This window comes from Aurantibacter sp. UH7 (genome assembly GCF_056839165.1).
The window spans coordinates 506,039-529,318 of the sequence record NZ_CM166388.1 but is presented as its reverse complement, the minus strand read 5'-3'; the positions used below and the strand labels follow the sequence as shown (position 1 = coordinate 529,318).

Below are 23,280 nucleotides of genomic sequence, written 5' to 3'. Positions count from 1 at the left end.
CAGAAAAGTTTATGAATCAAGTTTTAAAAAACGTACTTGTAATTTTTTTAATTGCCTTTGTAGCTTGTAAAGCTACCGCACAAAAATTTACAACACATGCAGTTAAAAAGGGCGAATCTTTAGAAGGTATTGCAAAACAATATCAAGTTTCCACACAGACTATTCTTACTTATAATAAGGAGATTAAAAAGGGACAAACTCTAAAGGTTAATACAATACTTGTTATACCTGCGATAGCAAATAGTTCTATTTCTAAACCTGTTGTAGTAGGTGATAATAATTCAAAAATAAGTGCGGAAAAGCATGAAGAACCAATCGGTTTTACTTCTCATAAAGTACGTAGAAAAGAAACGCTATTTGGCATTGCCAAACGCTATAAAGTTTCCGAGGAAGAAATAAAGCGTTACAATAAAGATTTGTATTCTTCTGCTTTGAAAAAAAATATGGTTTTAAGGATACCTAAGTTTAAAAGGTTGAAAAAACCGGATAATGAAATTAATCCTGATAATTATATTACCTATACAGTTGCTCCTAAAGAAACTAGGTGGAGTCTTGCACATAAACACAGTATTACTATTGATAGTATGATGGTGCTAAATCCAGACTTGTCTAAAACAACAGATTATTTAAGAGAAGGACAAGAATTATTACTTCCAAGAATACCAGGAAGTACTGTGGAAAATCAAGATACACAAATCTATACTTCATATACAGTACCTCCTAAAATGAATTTTTATCGACTTGAGCAAGAATTCGGTGTAAAGTCTGAAGAAGTAGTTCGATTAAACCCTGAAATAACAGAAAGAGGTGGATTAAAAGAGGGTATGGTTATTAGATTACCACAGCAGAAGTTAGATGCAGGTGAAGTAAATACTGATAACTTTAATTTCTACGAAGTAAAGCCGAAACAAACGGAATTTTCGTTAACTCGTAAATTAGGTATTACCTATAAAGAGTTATTGGCTTTAAACCCAGATTTATCTGAAGGGCTAAAAGCAGGTATGATTTTAAAACTTCCAAAAGATCAAATTGGAGATTTTGAAGTTCGCAATGCTCTAGTGTTAGATAAATTGAATCTTGTTGATAGTATAAATATTGCGAATCGTCCTAAGATAATATTTATGTTACCCTTTCGATTAAACCGAATTGATCTAAATGAGGTTGACGATATTCAAAAACAACTGGAGAAACCTAGTTTATTAAAGTACAGTTTAGGATTTTATTCTGGTGCTCTAATAGCATTAGATTCTGTAGCCAAATTGGGTGTTTCCGTAGATGTTAAAACCATAGATAATCAATATAATTTAGCAAAAACTAAAGAATTATTGTTACGCGAAAATATTGGAGATTATAATGCCATCGTAGGCCCGTTTGATCTTGCTTCTGTTCGTGAGGTTGCGGTTAGAGCGGCTGACAAAAATGTTCCGGTAATTACACCAATTAAACCAAATAAAGATGTAAGTCTAAAAAATGTTTTCTTCTCATATACAGAAGATCAACTGTTACGCGAGAAAATGATTGCTTATGTTAAAGAAATTCATACAGACCAGAATATAGTGGTTATCGCAGATTCTACCCACATTAGTGCTAGTAATGCTTTGGTTAAGAATTTTGAAGATGCAAAGGTTGCTAAAGTGGTTGAGGAGGAAAAAAATATTGGGGTTAGTATTGATTTGTTGAAATCGTTACTATCTAAAGAAAAAGAGAACTGGATTTTTGTTGAAAGTGATAATTTTAAATTGGTAACAAGTGTTACTTCAATACTGAATTCCTTGAATAATTCACTTTTAGATCCAGAAAATGATAAAGAAAAAGTGAAATTGAGAATGTTCACAACGCATAAAGATAATGCCTTTGATAGCGATGTAATTTCAAGTACTCATTTGTCTAATTTAAATTTCACCTATCCTTCGGTTTTTCGAGAGCCAGCAAGTAATAGTTTTGAAAAAGCTTATCGTAAACGTTTTGGTGGAGAGCCAGACCGCTATGCAATTAGAGGTTTTGATACAACCTTCGACTTGTTATTAAAATTGGCTTATAAAAACGATTTATTCGAAATTTCTAAGTTGGTTGGTGAAACGGAATACACAGGAAATAAGTTTTCTTATGAAAAAGATTTTGCCTCAGGTTATTTTAATCAGGCTTCTTATATAATGAGTTATAAAGATTTACGTTTAGAAGAAATAAAAACTACTAATTAATGACATCTAAAGTAACTTATAAGGGTAATTTGAGAACGACTTGTGTGCATTTGCAGTCCGGAAATTCGTTTACGACAGATGCGCCTATTGATAATAATGGTTTGGGAGAAGCTTTCTCGCCAACTGATACTGTTGCGACTGGTTTAGCAAGTTGTATACTAACTATGATGGGTATTAAGGCAAAATCTTTAGATGTAGATTTAACAAATACTACTGCTGAAGTTACTAAACATATGTCTGCCGATCCCCGTCGAATTTCAAAAATAGAGATTGATTTAAAATTACCAGCTTCTGTTGGTGATAAAGAACGAAAAATATTAATTCATACTGCCAATACATGCCCAGTGCATTATAGTTTGCATCCAGATATTGATAAGCAAATTCAATTCAATTGGATAAACTAAAAGTAATATTATTACTGTTTTTTTTTGCTATTATTCACATTAATGCGCAAGATGAAGACCGTGTTTTATTATGGTCTAAAGAACGTAAATTAACTTGGGCAGATTACCAGGGAAGTCCGTTGAAAACGGAATGGGCAGCAGCTACTACGGCCAGTGGTATAACCTATTCTTTAAGCAGTATTATTGGCAATGGCGAATCTAGTCTTGAAGTTATTGTGAGTTCACTTTTTTATCCGGATAAATCTTGGCACAAACCCGAATTGTGTAATGATGTGATTTTAAGTCATGAACAATTACATTTCGATATTACTGAACTTTTTGCTAAGAAATTTAGAGAAAGGTTGCGAACAGTAAGAAACGATACAAACATAAAGAAAAAGGTACGCGCTATTTTCGTGGAAATCAATAAAGATTTACATGCTTTTCAAAATAAGTATGATCGCGAAACCAATTTCTCTCGTGATCTAGATCAACAGAAAATTTGGAACGAAAAGATTAGTAAATCGATGAATGAATAGATTAATTAAAATAGCGTTTGAATGTTCTTTTACTTAATTATTATTGCAATTTTCACGTAAAACTGCAAATTGTTCCTTCGTTGTATCAGCCAAAAAGGAGTTGCAAGTTTTTTCAATATCGTTAATATCCGCTATTATTTCATCACAACTGCGGTTTGGATTGGCCTCATTTCTTTCGTCAAATTCTTGAACAAGTTTTACACATTGTAGCGATAAAGTAGTTTCGTCTAGTGCGTCTTTAACTTCCTTAACACAGCCATTAATAACGCTCATAGTAAGTGCTATTAAAAAAATAGATAATGATTTTTTCATAGTTTGAAAATAGATTAATTGGTATGTCTTTGGGGGAAGATTTTTATTGAAATTATTCAATAATACTTTTAAAAAAAAGCCGCTACAAATAGTAGAGGCTCTGTTAAAACGTTAATAAATTGAATTTGTTATACATCACAAATTGTGACGCCTTCCTTAAGCGCCGCAATTTTATCATCCCAAGTAGGTATGAACTCTTGAGCTACATAACCTTTATAACCCGTTTCAAGTATTGCTTTCATAATTGCAGGGTAAAAAAGTTCTTGCGTATCATTAATTTCATTTCTACCTGGATTTCCACCGGTGTGGTAATGTCCAAAGTATTGATGAAAATCTTGTATGTTTCTAATAATATCACCTTCCATTATTTGCATGTGATAAATATCGTAAAGCAGCTTAAAATTGTCCGAACCAATAGCTTTACATAATTCTACGCCCCATTCAGAATGGTCACACATATAATCAGCATGGTCTACTTTCGAATTTAAGAGCTCCATTTGAATAACAACACCATGTTTTTCAGCAACTGGCATTATTTTTTTTAAACCTTCGGCACAATTATTTAAACCTATTTGGTCATCCATGCCATTTCTATTTCCGCTAAAGCAAATTAGATTTGTATAACCAGCTTCTGCTACTAATGGAATTACTCGTAAATAATCGGCAATCAATTCTTCGTGTAGTTTTGGGTCGTTCCATCCTTCTAAAATACCTTTACCGGCCCCCCAACACATAGAAGCGTGAATATTATATTTTTTCATTAACGGCCAATCTTCTGGTCCAGTTAAATCCATTGCTTTAATTCCTAAATCATTTAGATTTTTAAGAAACTCTTCCATAGGAATTTTGCTATAACACCAGCGGCAGACACTGTGGTTTATATTGCCTTTTAATTCTGATGTTGTCATTTTTTTAGATGGCATAGCGTTTGCTGTTTTGCATGCCATTACCCCTACAGAGGCGGCAGCAGAGGTTCCTATAAAAGTTCTTCGTTTCATAATATTGTAATGTTTAAGGTTTTTAAAGATAAATTATTTAGATTTAAAAGCCAGTTTAAATTTATATAAGCGTTTCGAATGGAAGTAAATTTTGATAATAGAAAGCTAATAGAATTGGCACATTACCGTATGCCTTTTGGTAAATATAAAGGACGATTGTTGGTCGATTTACCTGAACCTTATTATGTGTGGTTTAAACAAAAAGGATTTCCGAATGGTAAACTGGGTACCTTATTAGAAAGTATGTATGAAATTAAGGTCAATGGTCTAGAACCGATAATTCGGAAGATTCAAAAAGATTTTCCTAAAGAATAACTGGGTAGTTACGGCTCATGTTGTATCTTTGAGCCCCGTAATCAATACGCTAGAATGCCAGCAACAAAATACATTTTCGTTACGGGGGGAGTAACCTCTTCATTAGGTAAAGGCATAATTGCCGCTTCACTTGCTAAATTACTACAAGCAAGGGGTTATAAGACCACAATTCAAAAACTAGATCCATATATCAACGTTGATCCAGGTACTTTAAATCCTTATGAGCATGGCGAATGTTATGTGACTGATGATGGGGCTGAGACGGATTTAGATTTGGGTCATTACGAACGTTTTTTGAATGTGAGAACCTCACAGGCAAATAATGTTACTACAGGTAGAATTTACCAAAGTGTTATCGAAAAGGAACGTAGAGGTGAGTTTTTAGGTAAGACAGTACAAGTTGTGCCACATATTACCAATGAAATTAAACAACGCGTTCAACTTTTAGGTGATAGTGGGGAGTATGATATTGTTATTACCGAAATTGGAGGTACGGTTGGTGATATAGAATCATTACCATATATAGAGGCAGTACGTCAATTACTTTGGGATTTAGGTGATAATAATGGTATTGTTATTCATCTAACATTAGTGCCTTTTTTATCGGCTGCTGGTGAGTTAAAAACTAAACCAACGCAACACTCCGTTAAAACTTTAATGGAAAGTGGTATTAAGGCTGATATTCTTGTTTGTCGTACCGAACATCATATTTCAGAGGAGATTAAAGATAAACTTGCACTTTTTTGTAATGTAAAACGCGAAGCGGTAATACAATCTATTGATGCTTCAACAATTTATGATGTTCCAAATTTAATGTTGGCCGAAGGATTAGATAAAGTAACTCTTAAAAAATTAGATTTACCGGACTCTAAAAAACCCGATTTAACTAACTGGAATCAGTTTGTACACCGTCATAAGAATCCAAAACATGAGGTGACCATTGGTCTTGTTGGTAAATATGTTGAATTACAAGATTCTTACAAGTCAATTTTGGAGTCTTTTATACATGCAGGTGCTGTAAATGAAGTAAAGGTTAATGTCAGGTCAGTACATTCAGAATATTTAACCGAAAATAATTTAAAGGATAAGTTAAGGGGATTAAATGGAATATTAGTTGCTCCTGGCTTTGGTGAACGAGGAATTGAAGGAAAAATAGAAGCTGTAAAGTATGCAAGAGAAAACAATATTCCATTTTTAGGAATTTGTTTGGGCATGCAAATGGCGGTTATTGAATTCTCACGAAATGTGCTTGGTCTTGTTGATGCTAATTCTACAGAAATGCTTGAAAGCACTTCTAATCCGGTAATAAACTTGATGGAAGAGCAAAAAAATATTGTGGATAAAGGTGGTACTATGCGATTAGGAGCTTGGGACTGTGAAATTACCCCTGGTAGTTTAGTGGCCGAAGTATATGAAAATGAAACTAATATTTCAGAAAGACACCGTCACCGTTACGAGTTTAATAGTGATTATTTAGAGCAAATAGAAGCTGCTGGATTAAAGGCAAGTGGTATAAATAAAAAAACAGGATTGGTTGAAATAGTCGAGTTAAAAGATCATCCTTGGTTTGTTGGCGTGCAATATCACCCTGAATACAAAAGTACCGTTGCTAATCCACATCCGCTATTTGTTGGGTTTGTAAAGGCTGCATTAAATCAGAAATTAAAACAAACCAATGCCACTTTGGCATAAAGTGAGCATTTGGGCATATATTTGCTCATTAAAAAAAAATCAACCAAGCCAACCAGTTTGGTGAATCAAAATTTTAGATGGAAGAAAAGAAAGTTGACATAAATTCAATCATTGGTTTTGTGCTCATTTTTGGTATACTCATTTTTATGTTTTACCAAAATAGGCCAACCCCAGAAGAATTAGAGGCCGAAAAGGCGAAACAAGAACAGGTTGAAACCCAAAAAAGTGCGGAGCAAAATGTACAATCGCCTAGTACTGTTACACCAGCGGTTAACTTACAAGATTCTACGGCCGTTGCCAATTACCAAGGTGCATTGGGTGCCTTTGGTTTTACAAAACCATCTGATGCCAAAACAACCTTAGCTAACGATGTTCTGCAATTAAAAGTTAGTAATAAAGGTGGGCAGATTGTAGAAGCTAAAATGGTGCAATTTAACACCTATGACTCTATTCCGGTTTATTTAATTAAAGATGGAAATGCTTCTTTCGGACTTACTTTTACTACTTCGGATAATAGAACGTTAAATACTAATGACCTTTACTTTGAGCCTAGTTTAACTAATAACGGCGATAATCAAGTATTGTCAATGAAGGCTAAAATAGCTTCCAATGAGTTTTTGGAATATCGTTATGAAATGAAACCAGATGACTATATGGTTGATTTTACAATACGTTCACAAGGGTTAAATGGTGTTATTAAGGGTGATAAACCAATTGCGCTTGAGTGGTTCTTAAAGGGTATACGGCATAGTAAAAGTGTAAAGTATGAAAATCGTTATACAGAAATGATGTATAACTATGAAGATGGTAAAATAGATTACCTATCTGCCAACGGGGATGATGATGATATTGAAGAGGATGTACAATGGCTTTCTTTAAAACAACACTTTTTCACTTCTATTTTAGCAACAAAGAAAAATTTTAAAACTGCAGAAATTCGCTCTACAAATCTCGTTGAAGAAGAGAGTAAAGAAGTTAAATTCACAAAAGACTTTGATGTGTCGGTACCTTTGACTTTAGAGGGAGGCGAGCTTTCTGAAAATTTAAATTGGTATTATGGTCCAACTGATATCGCTGTCTTAAAAAAGTATGATCAATATGAACTAGAGGATACTATTTATTGGGGATGGGGTATTTTCGGATGGATAAACCGTTATGTTTTTACACCATTCTACACCTTTTTAAGCAACTACTTGCCAGCGGGAATTGCCATTATATTAATGACCATTATTGTGCGTCTGGCAATGTCGCCGGTTACTTATAAGTCGTATTTATCTCAGGCAAAGATGAAAGTCTTAAAACCTGAAATAACTGAATTAGGCGAGAAGTATAAGGATAATGCGATGAAGAAGCAGCAAGAAACCATGAAGTTGTATGGTAAGGCTGGCGTAAGTCCTATGAGTGGATGTGTACCGGCATTGTTGCAAATGCCTATTTTCTATGCATTGTTCATGTTCTTCCCTACATCTTTTGCCTTAAGACAAAAATCATTCTTATGGGCAGATGACCTTTCATCATATGATGCGATTTTTGAATGGACGACTCACATACCAGTGATTTCTACATTTTACGGAAACCATATGAGTTTGTTCCCGATATTGGCTTCCATTGCTATTTTCTTTTATATGATGATGACAACCGGACAGAATATGCCACAACAACCGGGTATGCCGAATATGAAGTTCATTATGTACTTAATGCCATTTATGATGTTGATTTTCTTTAACAATTATGCAAGTGGATTAAGTTTGTATTATTTCATTTCTAACCTAATTACTATAGGTATAATGTTGGTTATCAAGAATGTAATTATCGATAATGATAAAATACATGCGCAAATTCAAGAAAATAAGAAGAAACCTAAAAAGGAAAATAAGTTTCAGAAGAAGATGCGCGAAATGATGGAACAAGCCGAAGAACAGAAAAAAACAGGAAAGAAATAGTAGCATCTATTACTTATAAATAAAAAAGCCTCGATAAAAATATCGGGGCTTTTTAGCATCAATCGGTTATGTTTGGTAAGATTTGGGACTGCAATATGAAACTAATTAAGCCCTAAATAAATTAATAGTTGTCAAGCAATCATTTTTGTATGCTAACCTATGTTAAAATGATGTTTTGATGTAGACAACTCCAAATTCAAAAATATTTTGAATCCCAAAAAAAAATAGCTCCCAAGTACTTCGGAGGAGTACGCACAAGGGAGCTATACAAACACTTTTATAAATTAATTAATGTCCTAACAGGTCCAGTACTTCTTGGGGTAATAAAACCTTGTTTATTACATGTACAACTCCATTACTTGCTGTAACATCAGCCATTGTTACGGTTGCCATTGAATCTGTGGCATCGTTTACAAAAACATCATCATGTATGGAGATAGTAACATTCGCACCTTGAACAGTTTCAATTTCTTGTCCATCAGTTAAATCAGTAGAAAGTACTTTTGCACCTGAAACCACATGATAGGTTAATATTTTGGCTAGGATATCTTTTTCAGCTTCAGTATCAAAATCGGCTAGACTATTGTATTCATCTCCTAAAACTTCAAGTAAATTATCGAAAGCTTCATTAGTTGGTGCGAAAACGGTAAAAGGACCAGCACCACTTAGTACCTCTACAAGGCCAGCATCTGCCTGAATTAAAGCATCTACTAATAAACTTAAATCATCTACCGATTGTGCAAGTTCTACAATATTAGGCTTTAAGGCATCTAACACTTCTTGTGGTAATAATACCTTGTCAATTATATGAACAACGCCATTACTTGCCATTACATCTGCAGTAACCACAGTTGCTTTCATGTCCGTAGCATCTTTAATAAAAACACCACCATCCAGATTTATTGTTACTTCTTCACCCTGTACAGTTTCTATCATTTGGCCTGCTGAAAGGTCTGTAGATAAGGCTGCAATATTTCCGACAACATGATAAGTTAATATTTTAACTAAAAGCGCTTTTTCTTCATCGGTATCAAAATCAGCTAATCCATTATAATCATCACCTAAAGATTCTAATAACGCAACAAAAGCCTCATTCGTTGGTGCAAATACAGTGAAAGGGCCAGTGCCACTCAACACGTCTACTAAACCAGCATCTGCTTGTTGTAGAGCTCCTACTAATATGCTTAAGTCGTCAGTTGCCACAGCGATTTCAACAATATTGCTAAGTTCAGCTTCGGTTTCTAAGGCATCTAAAACTGCTTGCGGTATTAAGACTTTATTAATCACATGCACAACGCCATTGCTTGTTTCGATATCAGCACTGATGACTTCTGCATTAACATTTGTAGCATCTTCTATAAATACACCTCCGTCAATATTTATAATTACGTTTTCTCCTTGAACCGTAGCAATAGATTGACCGTTACTTAAATCGGATGACATTGCTTGCGCAGCTACCACATGGTAAGTTAAAATAGAACCTAGTAGTTCTCTTTTTTCAGGTGTATCAAAATCTTCTAAAGAATCGTAACCATCTAATCCGGCTAATAAATTGGTGAAAGCTTCATTGGTGGGAGCAAAAACAGTAAATGGTCCATCACCACTTAATGTGCCAACGAGATTCGAGTTATCATTTTCATCTGCCTTAAGTAATGCGGCAACTAAATTTGATAAGATGTCCGTTGCTTGAGCGGTCTCTACAATATTCTTGGCATCTTCGGTGATAATGACATCATCGTCGTTATTTGAACAAGACGACATTAATAGTAATAAACAGGTAAATAGGTAAGCACTTTTAAAAAAAACAATCTTTTTCATAGCAATAGTTTTTAAATTAATAATATCAAAAAAAGGGCTCTTTTCTTATTATTTGCTTCTATTACAACGTCAACTTTTTAGCAATTTTTTGTGTTTAATAGTGTAGTAGCAAAATTTTAAAAAAGGAATAACCTTTTAGTGAATGTTTATGCGAATATATAAAAATAATTTATTTGTCCAACTATTTTTATTAAAACTTAGACAAAATAAAACAACTCGGTGCTATGATCAGATTTAGCCTAACGTTTTAACCTTAAATCTGTTTTAAAATCTATTGGACGGGCATAAAATTATGGTTCCCGTAAGTTCTGGTGGCTTTATATGACTAAGGAGTATCTGAAGTTCGTTTATAGTTTGTTGCCGAATTTTGTATTTTTGTATGCTATTTAATTATGATGAGAAAAAAAGTTGTTGTCGGTCTTTCTGGTGGTGTTGATTCTAGCGTTGCAGCCTTTCTTTTAAAGGAACAAGGTTATGATGTGATAGGTCTTTTTATGAAGAATTGGCATGATGACTCGGTTACGATTTCTGAGGAATGTCCGTGGTTAGAAGATAGTAATGACGCTTTAATTGTTGCAGAAAAACTTGGCATACCTTTTCAAACTGTAGATTTAAGTAAAGAATACAAGGAGCGTATTGTTGATTATATGTTTAGAGAGTACGAGATGGGGCGTACTCCAAATCCAGATGTGTTATGCAATCGTGAAATAAAGTTTGATGTTTTTATGAAGATAGCGCTTCAATTGGGTGCTGATTATGTAGCAACAGGTCATTATTGTAGAAAAGGGATTTTGAAAACTGAAGATGGTGCGGAGATTTATCAACTATTAGCTGGAAAAGACGGTAATAAAGATCAGTCGTACTTTTTATGTCAACTCTCACAAGAGCAATTAGCGAAGACATTATTTCCTATTGGTGAATTGCTAAAACCAGAGGTGCGTAAAATTGCTGCAGCTAATGAATTGATTACAGCAGATAAAAAGGACTCTCAGGGTTTGTGTTTTATTGGAAAAGTACGCTTACCAGATTTTTTACAACAGAAATTGAAACCTAAAAAAGGAGTTATTGTAGAAGTTTCTTCGGATGTTTCGCAGTACCATAAATCGATTCCTAACTTTGAAAGTAAACAAGAAGAATTGGCTTTCTATTCAGAAAAGCCAATATATCATGTTGAAGATGGTAGCATAGTAGGGGAGCACCAAGGTGCACATTATTTTACAAAAGGACAACGGAAAGGTTTGGCGGTGGGAGGTACCAAAGAACCACTTTTTGTTATAGATACCGATGTTGAAGAAAATGTTATTTATACAGGTCAGGGTAAAATGCACCCTGGATTGTATCGAAAAACATTGTTTGTAAATGAAGAAGAAATACATTGGGTAAGACCCGATTTGGCTTTAAAAGTTGATGAAAAAATGGAAGTGATGGCCAGAATTCGTTATAGACAAGCCTTAGAAAAAGCTACTATCTATAAAATTGAAAGTGGACTATACGTAGATTTTGAGAATAAACAGTCTGCAATTACCGAAGGTCAATTTGTAGCTTGGTATAAAGAAGATGAATTGTTGGGGTCAGGAGTGATAGCTTAAATAGGTATTATTCAAACGAGACTATTTTGGTTTTTAATAATGTATTTTGATAAAGTCTTTTATGCAAAATAGAATCACATCACTTTTTAATATAGCATACCCAATTATTCAAGGTGGAATGGTTTGGACCAGTGGTTGGCGATTGGCTTCCGCTGTTTCAAATGCTGGCGGATTAGGAATTATCGGAGCAGGATCAATGTATCCAGAAATTTTACGGGAACATATTCAAAAGTGTCAAAAAGCAATATCAAAACCTTTTGGAGTAAATGTGCCTATGCTATATCCTAACCTCGAGGAGATAATGAATATCATTGTTGAAACGGGTGTTAAAATTGTTTTTACCTCTGCAGGAAATCCGAAAACTTGGACCTCATATTTAAAAGAAAAGGGAATTACTGTAGTGCATGTAGTTAGTAGTGTGAAATTTGCATTGAAAGCTGAACAAGCAGGAGTAGACGCTATTGTTGCTGAAGGTTTTGAAGCAGGTGGACATAATGGTCGTGATGAAACTACTACGCAAGTTTTGATTCCCGCTGTAAAAGAAAAAATTAAGATTCCATTAATTGCGGCCGGAGGTATTGGCTCTGGTCGTGCAATGTTAGCGGCTATGGTTTTAGGGGCAGATGGAGTACAAGTTGGAAGTAGATTTGTTGCCTCTGTCGAAGCTTCTTCACATCAGCTTTTTAAACAAGAAGTAGTTAATTCTAAAGAAGGCGATACCCAACTTACTTTAAAAGAATTGGCACCTGTTCGATTGCTGAAAAATAAATTTTATAATGATGTACAAGCAGCTTATGCTAATGGAGCTTCTGTTGAACAATTGAAAGAATTGTTAGGTCGAGCTAGAGCTAAGAAAGGAATGTTCGAAGGTGACCTTGAAGAAGGTGAATTAGAAATAGGACAAGTTTCCGCTTTAATACATGATATAAAGCCTGCTGCGCAAATTGTTGCAGATTTTATGGATGAGTTTAATGCCGCTAAACTGGCTGTAGCAAAACTATAAAACCGATGTTTCTAGTTTAACATCAGCATGTTGCCATGCTTCGTCAAACTCAGCTTTTATTTTTATAGCTTCATCTATTTTGCCCTGAGCTTCTAACGCTTTTTGAAGCCCAGTTAAAGACCAACCGTTTTGTCTTAGTATTTTTAAATCTGCTCTAAATACACGCTCTGCTTGTTCAAACTTTTTTGCTTTCAAAAGAATTGCACCTAAATTCTGACGCGTTGGAATGTGCCAAGCAGCGGGTTCGGTATAGGTTAGTCCATCTTCAAAGACAACCGCATTTTTAAGATGTTTGATTGCTATTTCAGTTTCACCTTTAAGCGCTGCCAATTCCCCGGCTACAACTTCATAGGCAATATTTGCCGAATGAATTGAAGCATTATTAGCTGTTGCTACCATATCTTTTAATTCTGGATCTGCTTGTAAAGATTTTATAGCATCCAATTCTTCTTCTGCTTGCTCAATATTTCCTTTTCTAACGAAAGCGATTCCTCTTGCATAGTGTCGAATTAACTTAAGATGTTTGATATCTGAACTTGGTGCTGGAATTGTTAATATATCATTCCATTTGCCAAACCTAGTATATGCCAAAAGTGGTGTAGCGGCAAAATCTTGTAAAAAAGGTAGCGTAACCAATTCGCCTGTTGGTACTTTTTCTGCTGTCTTTTTTGCCGCGTCAATAGCGATTTTGCTATCACCCAATAAACTTGCAGAGGACCAAAGAAAGTGAATATTATGTGGATAGTAGGCTAGGGGATATAGCCCTTGTGCAAAACATTGAGAGATATAATCTTCATCTGCTAAAATTGCAGATTGGTTTACTTTCACTGCATCTAAATAACGACCAACACGAATATAAATGTGTGAAGGCATATGAACTATATGACCAGCACCGGGCATTAAAGACGCTAGTTTATCAGCACTTTTGACACCAATATCTGGATAAGGTAATTCCACCATATGAATATAGTAGTGGTGGCCACCAGGATTTTCGGGCTCTAAGTCCATTGCTTTTTCTAGCGAAGCTTTTGCCTCTTTAATATTAGGCGAAGGATTACCATCTTTGTCCCAATAGTTCCACGGTACTGTATTCATAATAGATGCTGCATACAGAATTTGGATATTCGCATCTTCAGGAAAGGCTTTAACCACTTTTGTCATGGCAAGCATATAATCCATATTTAAGGCTGCCGCATCTTTAGATAAATCGTTGCTGTATCGCGTTGCAATCGCTTCAATTAAAGCTTGCTCTTTTTTACTTGTCTTTGAAGCTAAATTATTAGCCTTAACTAGTGCTTCATTAATTTTGTTTTTACGTTCATCGTCAGGTAGTGGATCGTTAATGTTTGGACCTAACGCAAACGCCTGTCCCCAATATGCCATTGCTAATTTTGGGTCTAGTCGCGCTGCTTCCATAAAAGACCGATGTGCTTCTGCATGATTAAAGGCATATGACAATTTTAACCCTTGATTAAAAAAGGCTTGTGCTCTTTTATTTTTGGTTGAAGTTTTGAAATGTAGATTTCCTAAGTTGGTAAATAGCGGAGATATTTGCTGCGTTGTATCTACATTATTTAATAAATATTTAGCAGCTGTACATTTTATAAAGTTTAAGCCCGCTTTTTGTCTTGTATCTGTTTGATTATTCGACAAACTATCGATTGCAATATCACCTAACAAGATAAATGCAATAACTAGTAGCCCCAATCCGATTCTATTTTTCATAATCGATTTTTAACATTAAAAAATTTCAGGGAAACTATGTATGCGGAGAACTAGTAAATCGTAATAATAAGATATTAAAAATATTGATTTTAAGTAATTAAGAAATTTGATTAATCACTTTTTGTGCTTTTTCTAATTCATCTTGGTGTACATAGATGTCAATAATATCATTATTATTTATTGGATAACCACTCAATCTGGAGGATTCCGTCTCATCTTTAACAACGGGTGAAATATTTATTTCTTTAAGTTGTTCAACAATCTTTTGAGCACTAAACTGATTTCCAGAAAAAATTTTCGAATAATTAGATTTCATAATTCATTCCTTTTGTTTAAGTAAGATACAAATTTTATAAATGAATTGCTATGATTGTACTTTGTAGGTACAAAGTGAGTTAATAAACTAAAGCTTTTATTAGTAAAAAAAATGATGTTGGGTTCTTAAGATTTGACTTTAGATCTCATTTTTCGCCTCCAATAAATAATATATATAGTGCCTATTATAGAAGGTGTTACCCAGGCAACAATGTTCCACAAATGTAGGCCTGCAACTATAAACGCGGTGAAAGATGCTATTAATGCCGCAATCATAAATGTAAGATGGCTTAACAGCCAGGCAATCTTTTTTTCTTTGAAAGTTTTATATAGTTGATAATTACGGAATGTTAAGAAAAGTCCCAAGCCACCAAAAACTAAATACAAGGCATTGTCTGGGATCGTATTAAATAGTCCGTATACGCCATAAATGAGCATAAAGGTTGAGAAAAGCGCCATGGTAATAGAAAGGCCCTTATCTATAGCATCTGCTTGGAGTTTATCTCGTCGTTTAAAAGTTAATGAACGATTTCCGATAAAAACTAAATAAATAGTGAACAAAGAAATTAAAAAAAGAAATAGACTTATATGTCCCGGAATCCAAGTTATTGGTAGAATTAAGATACAGCTGATAATCATACTTATAGAGAATAACTTTCCCATCTTTTTATGGATACTACTGCCTTTCTTAACAGCCATACTTCCTACTCCTGTAATAAGACCTAATCCTCCTAAAAAAGCATGTGCGTAAATGATAATAGTGATTAATAATTCCATTAAAAAGGGTGTTATGGTGATTAGTACTCTAAAATCGGAATAAAAAAGGAATCTAGATGTAAGATTTTCGGAATTTTAAAGCTAAGTTGAATTATGATTACTTTCTCGATAAGCCTTTTCTCGGTGAGAATTAAAATGATCTTGTATGGTATACTTGCGATCCTCAAATTGATTGGGAAGAATTTTAAAATGTTGAATGCGATCGATTCTAAAAGAACGATAATCTTTTCGTAAGTGACACCAAGCAATTAACAACCATTTGTTATCCGTAGAAAAAATAAAACATGGCTCAATTTTTCGAAAAGATATATTTGGGTCATCTGCTTTGCGATAATTAATTTCGATGTAATTAAAATTAGTAATCGCCAATTGTATTTCGGAAAGAGCATTACTAGATATATTTTCTTGGCGGGCATTGAAAATATGTATTTTGTTATCGAGCCGTTCACTTTTTTCTAAAATCGAAGATTTAAAAACCGATTTAATTTTAGTTAACGCTTCTCCAAAATCTTTTACAAAAGAAGAATCATTAGACTGACTTACCAAATGCTCTGCGGTAACTAGTGCATTTGCTTGCTTCTCTGTAAATTGTACAGGAGCAACAGTATAACCATCCATTAAGGTATAGCCGCGACCTTCTAGAGTAACAATCGGCACACCCGCTGCTATCAATTTTTGTACATCGCGATATATCGTTCGCACGCTTACCGAATACTTTTTTGAGAGTTCGGGGGCTGTTAAAACTCTACGTGATTTTAATAGCGTTAATATCGATATGAGTCTTGATAGTTGCGTCATAAAAAGTAAAGGTAGCAAACCAATAAACAGCTGCTACCTTTGTTTGTAAATACTAGTTCCAAGAATGCAAAGCAACCTTGTTTCCTTCTGTATCAATAAATTGAGCCATAAACCCGTTTTCACCGATATCAGTTTTTGGCATTACAATTTTACCGCCAGCAGTTGTTATTTTTTCAAGTGGTGTGCTTAAATCATTACCACCATTTAAATAAACAGTTACACCTTCTGCAGAAGGACTATACCCTGGCATTTCAACAAGACCTCCACCAACGCCATTATTATCATCGTCGTACGGAAACATACCGTAATTACCTTCAGGCATTGGGGAATCTTTTATTTCGATTGCCAAAACGGTGTTGTAGAATTCTTTTGCTCTTTTGTAATTTGTTACTGGAATTTCGAACCAGCTGATTGCATGTGACATGTTTTTAGATTTAAAGATTAAACTTACTACAAATGTATTGTAGTCAATGTCAGATGATGTCAGGGGTTCTAAAATTATATTTTTATTGGGCTTAATTGACTGATGATAACTTCGGCTACTAAACCACTAGTAGCTTCTCTATGTGCTGCGATATGATCGCTATCATTATGGTTAAGCCAATGTTGTTTGGTCTCCCAATTTTCATAAAAGAAAAAACGATTAGCATTTTCTAAATCTTCATGCAAATCATAATTTAAACAACCTTCTTCAGCTAGGGTAGGAGGTATTAATTTTAAAAGTGCTTGCTTTACTTCTTCGCGTTTACCTGCAGTTGCTGTAATACTTGCTGTAATTGTAAGTTGATTTTTCATTTATTTTATAATAGGTGTTAATACAATATTTTTATAAGAAACGTTACCATGATCACCTTGTAAATAAATTGGACCTGGGGCTAAAACATCTGAGCTAATTGCACCACCTGTTGGACCTAAAACTGGTTTGTTGTCTATAATTTTTATTCCATTTAAGATTACAGTAACATGGCGGTCTACCAAAGTAATATCTACCGTTTGCCATTCTCCAGCAGGTTTTTCAGCGGCTTCACTAGGTGTTATTCTACTATATAAGGCACCCATGTTATGCGAATCTAATTCATTGCCATACGTATCTGCAACTTGTATCTCATATAATCCACGGAGATAAATGCCACTGTTATCGCCCTTAGGTACGTTTACGTCTAATTTTAAATTAAAATCGGAAAACTCTTCTTCGGTTCTAATATTGCCATACGAAATATGATGACCATCTTTGGGTTGAACAGGATTATTTGTTAGTAGCCCGTCTGCAACACTAAATCCATTTTTTTTATTTTCTGGATTCATTAGATACCATCCTTTCATGTTTTTACCATTGAACAATTTGATTTTCTTGCCATATTTCACTTTTGATAAATCGGGTGTATCAAACATTTTCGGCATGCGTTTACCTTTAAATGGAATTTTACGTTCGCCTGTAGCCATCCAATCGGGAGCGGTCATAATTCCTTCAATTGCATCACCTACTTTATGAATTCGCATTGTATATGTCATTATATGCGAGCGCTCTTCAGTCTTCTTTACTTCTTCTGTTCGCGTAACCACTAAAGTGTTTTCGTCGGCCAAATAAACACTAGATACTGGGACAATACTACCGCCAATCCATAAAAGTTCGGCATCTAAAAACCCTTGGTCATTATGTACATTTAACCAAGCAACTCCACCACCTTCAATATCAATACCCCACATGCCATCAAAAGCCGTAGCGGTTGAAGTTGTTAAAGGGTTTGAAAAGGTTAATGGAATGGTGAAAATTATAAGCGTAAGCGAGAGAATTATTTTTTTCATTTTAGATAAATTAATTATACATTTTTTTTAAAAATGCCGTCATGATTAATTTTTCAATTTAGGAATTAATTTAAGAAAATCGGCTATTAAAAAGGCTTCAATTTTTTGTAAATACTAGCGAGCTAATACTTTTACAATTTTATTTTTTCGAAAAGTAGACTGACATTTTAGTTCATATAAATGAAAACAGGTCTTATATTCGAGTATATAAGACCTGTTTCTATTTAGAGTTTAAAAAGCTTTATAAATTAGCTTGCTCTAAGATTATTTTGTTCAATAAAATGTTTATTTAAAAGATCTTCCAATAATTCTGATGTTAGTGGTTTTGACATAAATCCGGTAATGCCATTTATTTCAGTCGCTTTATTTTTATCATCTGGATTTAATGATGTCGTTAGCATGACTATTACTGTTTTGGCTAACTGGTTTTCGTCCAGATTTTTGTATTCTTCTAGAAACTCCCAGCCATCCATTGCTGGCATATTTATATCTAAGAATATAAGATCGGGTTGTGGATATTTTCCATCTATGGCTGTAGTTAAATATTCTAAGGCTTCTATGCCGTTTTCCTTAACAACGATATGCTCTGTGCAATTCATTTGCTTGATGACCATTTTATGAATAAAATTCGTAGCCTCATCATCATCAACTAATAATACTGTTTTTAAAAGTGGATTCATTTTAATTTTTTTTGATTGTAAAAATAAAGTTACTGCCTTGGTTTGGAATTGAAGAAACATTAATTGTTCCTTGATGTAATTCTACTATTTTCTTGCAATGTGCTAATCCTATTCCTGTGCCTTCATAATCTTTTTGGTTATGGAGTCGTTGAAAAATTGAGAATATTCTTTTTTGATGTTCTTCTGCAATTCCTATTCCATTATCCTTTATTGAGAATGAAAAATAGCCAGGCTTTTCTTCTGCTGATATTTTAATCTCTGGTTTTACTTCCGGATTTCTGAACTTAATTGCATTCGATATTAAATTTTGAAATAATAATTTAATATCAATGGCATAACCCTTAATTGTGGGTAAGTTATCAAAGTTTAGTATGGCATTAGTTTTAGCTATTGTTGAATGCAAATCTTTTTGTAAATCTTTTAAAACTTCATTTAAATCAATATCATGGATCTCTTTTTTTATTCCTATTCTAGAATGATCCAATACATCTTTTATCAATTTTCGCATTCGAATTGCAGCATTTGATATGAAATTGATATATACCACAGCATTTTCATCCATTTTACCTTCATAATCTTTTTTCAAAAGACTAGTGAAATTTATTATACTGAGCAACGGTTCTTGCAAATCATGTGAAACGATATAGGAAATCTGAGACATTTCTTTATTTTTCACCTTAAGCTCTGCTACTTTTTGATCTAATTTTTTGTTGGTTATATTAAGAATAGTTTCTGTCTTCTCTAATATAATTGCTTCATTTTTTTTAATATGCTTTAGCATACCTGCTACTAGCCATACAGCCATTATTGCAAATATTCGGTTAATAATAACAATTGATGATTTTACTTCGGTAAAGGAGTATAAAAAACCAGCTATTATTAAAACAGTTGAACATGTGGCTAATATTGTTGTAATTCCTTCTTTTTTAATAAACCACCCAAATAGTACAAATAATACATAAGGTATTCCTATAGCAACCTCAATAGGAATACTTAAATCTATAAAAAATATAACTAGAGCTAATGCACAAGCATATCCTGCGAAACCAGCATTTTTAACTAATACATTTTTTCTAATGAATTCGCTTTCTTTAATAAAGTTTAATGCAGTAATGCCACCACCCAGAAACATAAAACCTATTGATGTGTGAACAGCCATTTGGGTTAATTGGCCTCCACCATACGTAACTTCTTTGCCAATTAAATAACCAATAATTGCTATTAGTCCTAAACCAAAAACCAATGCTCCTAAGATGCAGCTTATTTGCTTTTTTCTAACATCTTTACCAAATGTTAAAATCATGGCTACTGCAGATAATACAAAACAAAGAGCAGTGTTTGGTGCCATTCTGCCGGCGTGCGTACTTGCGACTGTTATATAATGTTTCATAAATAATTCGTCAATACCAATATTACTAACCATAATATATTCTAGTATTGTTAGAAGACCTATCATAGCAAACAAGACAATTGATACTTTTGATATATTCTTCCTTTTCTTTAGAATTAGTAACATAGAAATACCGCTTAGTAAAAAGCATAAAGCCGTGTTGTACTGCATAGGTGCAAATACAGGAATAACTTGTATTAACGCAATAGTTTTAGTGTACCAACCAATTAGCACTAAAACCCCTAGTAACATGATTAGTATACTAATTCCTCCCACCAGTGATCTTTGAAAAAATGACTGTTTTAGACTCATTTCGCTAAAAAATAAATTTATAATATTTAATAGGTAGGGGAACGAAAACAAGGGAACTATGAAAATAACGCAACTTGTAGGAAAATAGTATCAAAATATTTTCAAAATTTGAGAAAAATCTTACGCCTTGTAAAAATCGTTTATTTTGTGAATTACAACTAATGTAAGTTTCTTATTTAAATAATCAGTTAATCAGTTAATCAGTTTTGATACTGAAATAGAGAAATTATTCAATTTTCCCGTTAATTAAAGTAAGCCACGCGCTTTAATTTCGAGATATTTGTTAATGGTATTGATTGTAAGGTTTTCGGGTTTTGTAAGTATTGTTTGAATACCATATTTACGAAGTTCATTTACAATTAATTTTTTCTCGTACACAAATTTTTCAGCAATAGTCTGTTCGAATATTTGATGTGTAGTAATGGCTTTTTTCTTAGTAAATTCTGTTAATTCAGTGTTTTCAAAAAAGATGACTACCAACAAATGATGCTTTGAAATTGCTTGTAAATTGGGGAGTTGCCTATGTAAAGCATCTAGTGTTTCGAAATTTGTATAAAGTAATAATAGACTTCGATGATTCAAATTACGTTTTACATCAATGTACAAACGACTAAAATCGCTTTCAACAAAATCTGTCTTAAAATTATATAATGTTTCTAAAATTAGATTCATTTGGGAGCTGCGTCGTTCTGCAACCACTCTGTTTTCAATTACTTTGCTAAAAGAAAACATACCTGCTTTGTCTTGCTTTTTTAAGGCAATATTAGAAATTACCAAAGTGGCATTTATTGCATAATCTAGTAAACTTAGACCATCAAAAGGCATTTTCATTACTCTGCCTTTGTCTATAACAGAATAAACTGGCTGTGATTTTTCATCTTGAAATTGATTTACCATCAATTGGTTTTTTTTGGCTGTGGCCTTCCAATTAATATTTCTAATGTCATCGCCCATCACATAATCCTTAATTTGCTCAAACTCCATAGTGTTGCCAATTCGTCTTATTTTTTTTAGACCATATTCAAATAAGTGATTGGTAAAGGCCATTAAATCATATTTACGCAATTGTAAAAACGATGGATAAACAGGTACCTCTTGAGCTTCGTTAAAATTAAATCGGCGGGCAATTAGTCTTAACGGCGATGTAGCATAGACATTTAAGCTGCCAAAAGAGTAGACGCCTCTTTCTGTAGGTCTAAGCTCATAATTAAAGTTCTTTTTTTCTGCTTTATTAAGTAGAGTGGTAAGGCCAAAATCGCGCTTTTGAAATTGAAATGGTATTTCATCAATAATCTTTGCCCTAACATTAAATAAATATGTATTTGTTAAGCTCAGTTTTATAGGGTTTTTATCTCCATTAGATAATTTATCGGGTACAATGCGTTCGCCTGAGATTGAGCCTTTAGAACCAAAAAGTAAAATAGCATCAATAATCATTGCCAAAAGAAATAAGTAGAATAATATTTTAAATACACCCAATAAATCTTCTAAAATATATGATAACAGAAAACCGATAATCAATGCCGTTACTAAGGCAAAGAATCTTTTTTCTAAGTATATATTTTTAAAGAGTTTTTTCATGCTTACTATTAAATCATTTTATGCTAACTTTTTTGAATACCATCAACTATTAATTATCTAGGAACCTCAATGCTCTCAACTATTTGTTGCACTACTTTCTCGGCTGTAAAACCTTCCATTTCGCGTTCTGGAGTTAAAATAATACGATGCCCCATAACTGGGCCAGCAACTTTTTTAATATCATCTGGAGTTACAAAATCACGACCGCTCATTGCTGCTAATGCTTTAGAGGAATTCATTATTGCAATTGATGCTCTTGGTGATGCGCCTAAGTATAGATTGGCATTTGTACGGGTATTATTTACTATTTCCGCGATATATTGTATGAGGTTATTCTCTATAATAACCTCTTTGATAGTATTTTGATATTCTGCAATTTGCGCTGCAGAAAGCACTGAAGACACCAATGTTTCTATATTCTTATTTTTTTGTTGATGTTTGCTCTCTAAGATTTTTACTTCGTCTTCTAAATCTGGATACCCAACATTTATTTTAAATAAGAAACGATCCAGTTGCGCTTCAGGTAGTCGATAGGTACCTTCTTGTTCAACAGGATTTTGGGTAGCAAAAACTAAAAAAGGAGGTTGCATCTCAAATTCTTTTCCATCAATAGTTATTTGACGTTCTGCCATCGCTTCAAAAAGTGCGGCTTGTGTTTTTGCTGGTGCACGATTTATCTCATCTATTAAAATAATATTAGAGAAAATAGGACCTTTTTTAAATTCAAATTCTGATGATTTTACATTAAAAATTGAAGTGCCTAATATATCACTAGGCATTAAATCTGGTGTAAATTGAATTCTACTGAAGTCAACATTCATAGTCTTTGCCAATAATTTAGCAGTGACTGTCTTAGCAACACCTGGTACGCCTTCAATCAAAGAATGCCCGTCTGCTAAAATTGAAATAATTAGTAATTCAATCATTTCTTTTTGCCCAATAATTACTTTGCTTAATTCAGTTTTTACCTGATCTACAGCTTGCCTTAATTTAGATAAATCGATACGATTACTAAATTCTAGGCTACTGTTTTCTTGACCCTGTTGTGGCACTTTAGATTCTTTTTCTGGTTGTTGCTCTTGTCCTTCTTGTTGCTCTTGCAT

22 protein-coding genes are annotated in these 23,280 nt (G+C 33.6%); 8 read left to right on the top strand and 14 right to left on the bottom strand.

Translation table 11 applies throughout. The features are described from left to right. Positions 1-11: 11 nt before the first annotated feature. Genes UH7x_RS02235 through UH7x_RS02225 form a run of 3 tightly spaced genes read left to right on the top strand, consistent with a single transcriptional unit; the run spans position 12 to position 3,123 of the window. A complete protein-coding gene (locus UH7x_RS02235; protein WP_482362098.1) occupies positions 12-2,201 on the top strand; it encodes an amino acid ABC transporter substrate-binding protein in 2,190 nt (729 codons plus the stop codon). Next, a complete protein-coding gene (locus tag UH7x_RS02230; RefSeq protein WP_482362097.1) occupies positions 2,201-2,605 on the top strand; it encodes an OsmC family protein in 405 nt (134 codons plus the stop codon). Before UH7x_RS02235 ends, UH7x_RS02230 begins: the two co-directional genes overlap by 1 nt. Beyond that, complete coding sequence (locus UH7x_RS02225) at positions 2,593-3,123, top strand: DUF922 domain-containing protein (protein ID WP_482362096.1); 531 nt, start codon at positions 2,593-2,595, stop codon at positions 3,121-3,123. Before UH7x_RS02230 ends, UH7x_RS02225 begins: the two co-directional genes overlap by 13 nt. A gap of 33 nt (positions 3,124-3,156) precedes the next feature. Here the strand turns inward: UH7x_RS02225 and UH7x_RS02220 are convergent, their stop codons facing one another. Further along, complete coding sequence (locus UH7x_RS02220) at positions 3,157-3,396, bottom strand: hypothetical protein (RefSeq protein ID WP_482362095.1); 240 nt, start codon at positions 3,394-3,396, stop codon at positions 3,157-3,159. Positions 3,397-3,563: 167 nt separating this feature from the next. Next, positions 3,564-4,433, bottom strand: a complete 870-nt coding sequence (locus UH7x_RS02215) for a hydroxypyruvate isomerase family protein (RefSeq protein WP_482362094.1) — start codon at positions 4,431-4,433, stop codon at positions 3,564-3,566. 78 nt (positions 4,434-4,511) lie between these two features. On the opposite strand from UH7x_RS02215, the gene UH7x_RS02210 reads away from it, so the two are divergent. The 3 genes from UH7x_RS02210 (at position 4,512) to yidC (ending at position 8,383) form a co-directional block, all read left to right on the top strand. After that, entirely contained in the window at positions 4,512-4,748 is a 237-nt protein-coding gene (locus UH7x_RS02210) for a DUF3820 family protein (RefSeq protein WP_482362093.1), read from the top strand. Positions 4,749-4,802: 54 nt separating this feature from the next. Then, on the top strand, positions 4,803-6,440 hold the full coding sequence (locus UH7x_RS02205) for a CTP synthase (protein ID WP_482362092.1): 1,638 nt from the start codon (positions 4,803-4,805) through the stop codon (positions 6,438-6,440). Positions 6,441-6,517: 77 nt separating this feature from the next. Next, on the top strand, positions 6,518-8,383 hold the full coding sequence (gene yidC / locus UH7x_RS02200; RefSeq protein ID WP_482362091.1) for a membrane protein insertase YidC: 1,866 nt from the start codon (positions 6,518-6,520) through the stop codon (positions 8,381-8,383). A 288-nt stretch (positions 8,384-8,671) separates the two neighbouring features. Here yidC and UH7x_RS02195 read toward each other — a convergent pair whose 3' ends face one another. Next, entirely contained in the window at positions 8,672-10,201 is a 1,530-nt protein-coding gene (locus tag UH7x_RS02195; RefSeq protein WP_482362090.1) for a fasciclin domain-containing protein, read from the bottom strand. 395 nt (positions 10,202-10,596) lie between these two features. On the opposite strand from UH7x_RS02195, the gene mnmA reads away from it, so the two are divergent. Together mnmA and UH7x_RS02185 are read left to right on the top strand one after the other, a co-directional pair. After that, complete coding sequence (gene mnmA / locus UH7x_RS02190) at positions 10,597-11,790, top strand: tRNA 2-thiouridine(34) synthase MnmA (protein WP_482363567.1); 1,194 nt, start codon at positions 10,597-10,599, stop codon at positions 11,788-11,790. A gap of 61 nt (positions 11,791-11,851) precedes the next feature. Beyond that, positions 11,852-12,793, top strand: a complete 942-nt coding sequence (locus UH7x_RS02185) for an NAD(P)H-dependent flavin oxidoreductase (protein ID WP_482362089.1) — start codon at positions 11,852-11,854, stop codon at positions 12,791-12,793. Here the strand turns inward: UH7x_RS02185 and UH7x_RS02180 are convergent. The 11 genes from UH7x_RS02180 to UH7x_RS02130 form a co-directional block, all read right to left on the bottom strand. After that, the gene (locus UH7x_RS02180) at positions 12,788-14,518 is read right to left on the bottom strand and encodes a tetratricopeptide repeat protein (protein ID WP_482362088.1); all 1,731 of its coding nucleotides are present in this window, start codon (positions 14,516-14,518) and stop codon (positions 12,788-12,790) included. The genes UH7x_RS02185 and UH7x_RS02180 overlap by 6 nt on opposite strands. A 97-nt stretch (positions 14,519-14,615) precedes the next feature. Then, positions 14,616-14,834 (bottom strand): putative signal transducing protein, encoded by a 219-nt coding sequence (locus UH7x_RS02175; RefSeq protein WP_482362087.1) that lies wholly within the window; start codon positions 14,832-14,834, stop codon positions 14,616-14,618. Positions 14,835-14,959: 125 nt separating this feature from the next. Beyond that, entirely contained in the window at positions 14,960-15,610 is a 651-nt protein-coding gene (locus UH7x_RS02170) for a hypothetical protein (protein ID WP_482362086.1), read from the bottom strand. An 81-nt stretch (positions 15,611-15,691) separates the two neighbouring features. Further along, a complete protein-coding gene (locus UH7x_RS02165) occupies positions 15,692-16,408 on the bottom strand; it encodes a helix-turn-helix transcriptional regulator (RefSeq protein ID WP_482362085.1) in 717 nt (238 codons plus the stop codon). Between the two features lie 52 nt (positions 16,409-16,460). Then, positions 16,461-16,832 carry a VOC family protein gene (locus UH7x_RS02160; protein WP_482362084.1) on the bottom strand — a complete coding sequence of 124 codons (372 nt, stop codon included), beginning with the start codon at positions 16,830-16,832 and terminating at the stop codon, positions 16,461-16,463. A 74-nt stretch (positions 16,833-16,906) separates the two neighbouring features. Beyond that, the gene (locus UH7x_RS02155; RefSeq protein WP_482362083.1) at positions 16,907-17,203 is read right to left on the bottom strand and encodes a putative quinol monooxygenase; all 297 of its coding nucleotides are present in this window, start codon (positions 17,201-17,203) and stop codon (positions 16,907-16,909) included. Continuing rightward, positions 17,204-18,214, bottom strand: a complete 1,011-nt coding sequence (locus tag UH7x_RS02150) for a 3-keto-disaccharide hydrolase (protein WP_482362082.1) — start codon at positions 18,212-18,214, stop codon at positions 17,204-17,206. A gap of 248 nt (positions 18,215-18,462) precedes the next feature. Further along, complete coding sequence (locus UH7x_RS02145; protein WP_482362081.1) at positions 18,463-18,894, bottom strand: response regulator; 432 nt, start codon at positions 18,892-18,894, stop codon at positions 18,463-18,465. 1 nt (position 18,895) lies between these two features. Next, on the bottom strand, positions 18,896-20,596 hold the full coding sequence (locus tag UH7x_RS02140; RefSeq protein ID WP_482362080.1) for a sensor histidine kinase: 1,701 nt from the start codon (positions 20,594-20,596) through the stop codon (positions 18,896-18,898). A gap of 246 nt (positions 20,597-20,842) precedes the next feature. Continuing rightward, complete coding sequence (locus tag UH7x_RS02135; RefSeq protein WP_482362079.1) at positions 20,843-22,177, bottom strand: DUF58 domain-containing protein; 1,335 nt, start codon at positions 22,175-22,177, stop codon at positions 20,843-20,845. Positions 22,178-22,230: 53 nt separating this feature from the next. After that, positions 22,231-23,280, bottom strand: a complete 1,050-nt coding sequence (locus tag UH7x_RS02130) for an AAA family ATPase (protein WP_482362078.1) — start codon at positions 23,278-23,280, stop codon at positions 22,231-22,233.

Coding starts and splice junctions, on each gene's coding strand:
- UH7x_RS02235 (WP_482362098.1), top strand. CDS start 12: ATGAATCAAGTTTTAAAAAACGTACTTGTAATTTTTTTAATTGCCTTT.
- UH7x_RS02230 (WP_482362097.1), top strand. CDS start 2,201: ATGACATCTAAAGTAACTTATAAGGGTAATTTGAGAACGACTTGTGTG.
- UH7x_RS02220 (WP_482362095.1), bottom strand. CDS start 3,396: ATGAGCGTTATTAATGGCTGTGTTAAGGAAGTTAAAGACGCACTAGAC.
- UH7x_RS02215 (WP_482362094.1), bottom strand. CDS start 4,433: ATGAAACGAAGAACTTTTATAGGAACCTCTGCTGCCGCCTCTGTAGGG.
- UH7x_RS02210 (WP_482362093.1), top strand. CDS start 4,512: ATGGAAGTAAATTTTGATAATAGAAAGCTAATAGAATTGGCACATTAC.
- UH7x_RS02205 (WP_482362092.1), top strand. CDS start 4,803: ATGCCAGCAACAAAATACATTTTCGTTACGGGGGGAGTAACCTCTTCA.
- yidC (WP_482362091.1), top strand. CDS start 6,518: ATGGAAGAAAAGAAAGTTGACATAAATTCAATCATTGGTTTTGTGCTC.
- UH7x_RS02195 (WP_482362090.1), bottom strand. CDS start 10,201: ATGAAAAAGATTGTTTTTTTTAAAAGTGCTTACCTATTTACCTGTTTA.
- mnmA (WP_482363567.1), top strand. CDS start 10,597: ATGAGAAAAAAAGTTGTTGTCGGTCTTTCTGGTGGTGTTGATTCTAGC.
- UH7x_RS02185 (WP_482362089.1), top strand. CDS start 11,852: ATGCAAAATAGAATCACATCACTTTTTAATATAGCATACCCAATTATT.
- UH7x_RS02180 (WP_482362088.1), bottom strand. CDS start 14,518: ATGAAAAATAGAATCGGATTGGGGCTACTAGTTATTGCATTTATCTTG.
- UH7x_RS02175 (WP_482362087.1), bottom strand. CDS start 14,834: ATGAAATCTAATTATTCGAAAATTTTTTCTGGAAATCAGTTTAGTGCT.
- UH7x_RS02170 (WP_482362086.1), bottom strand. CDS start 15,610: ATGGAATTATTAATCACTATTATCATTTACGCACATGCTTTTTTAGGA.
- UH7x_RS02165 (WP_482362085.1), bottom strand. CDS start 16,408: ATGACGCAACTATCAAGACTCATATCGATATTAACGCTATTAAAATCA.
- UH7x_RS02160 (WP_482362084.1), bottom strand. CDS start 16,832: ATGTCACATGCAATCAGCTGGTTCGAAATTCCAGTAACAAATTACAAA.
- UH7x_RS02155 (WP_482362083.1), bottom strand. CDS start 17,203: ATGAAAAATCAACTTACAATTACAGCAAGTATTACAGCAACTGCAGGT.
- UH7x_RS02150 (WP_482362082.1), bottom strand. CDS start 18,214: ATGAAAAAAATAATTCTCTCGCTTACGCTTATAATTTTCACCATTCCA.
- UH7x_RS02145 (WP_482362081.1), bottom strand. CDS start 18,894: ATGAATCCACTTTTAAAAACAGTATTATTAGTTGATGATGATGAGGCT.
- UH7x_RS02140 (WP_482362080.1), bottom strand. CDS start 20,596: ATGAGTCTAAAACAGTCATTTTTTCAAAGATCACTGGTGGGAGGAATT.
- UH7x_RS02135 (WP_482362079.1), bottom strand. CDS start 22,177: ATGAAAAAACTCTTTAAAAATATATACTTAGAAAAAAGATTCTTTGCC.
- UH7x_RS02130 (WP_482362078.1), bottom strand. CDS start 23,280: ATGCAAGAGCAACAAGAAGGACAAGAGCAACAACCAGAAAAAGAATCT.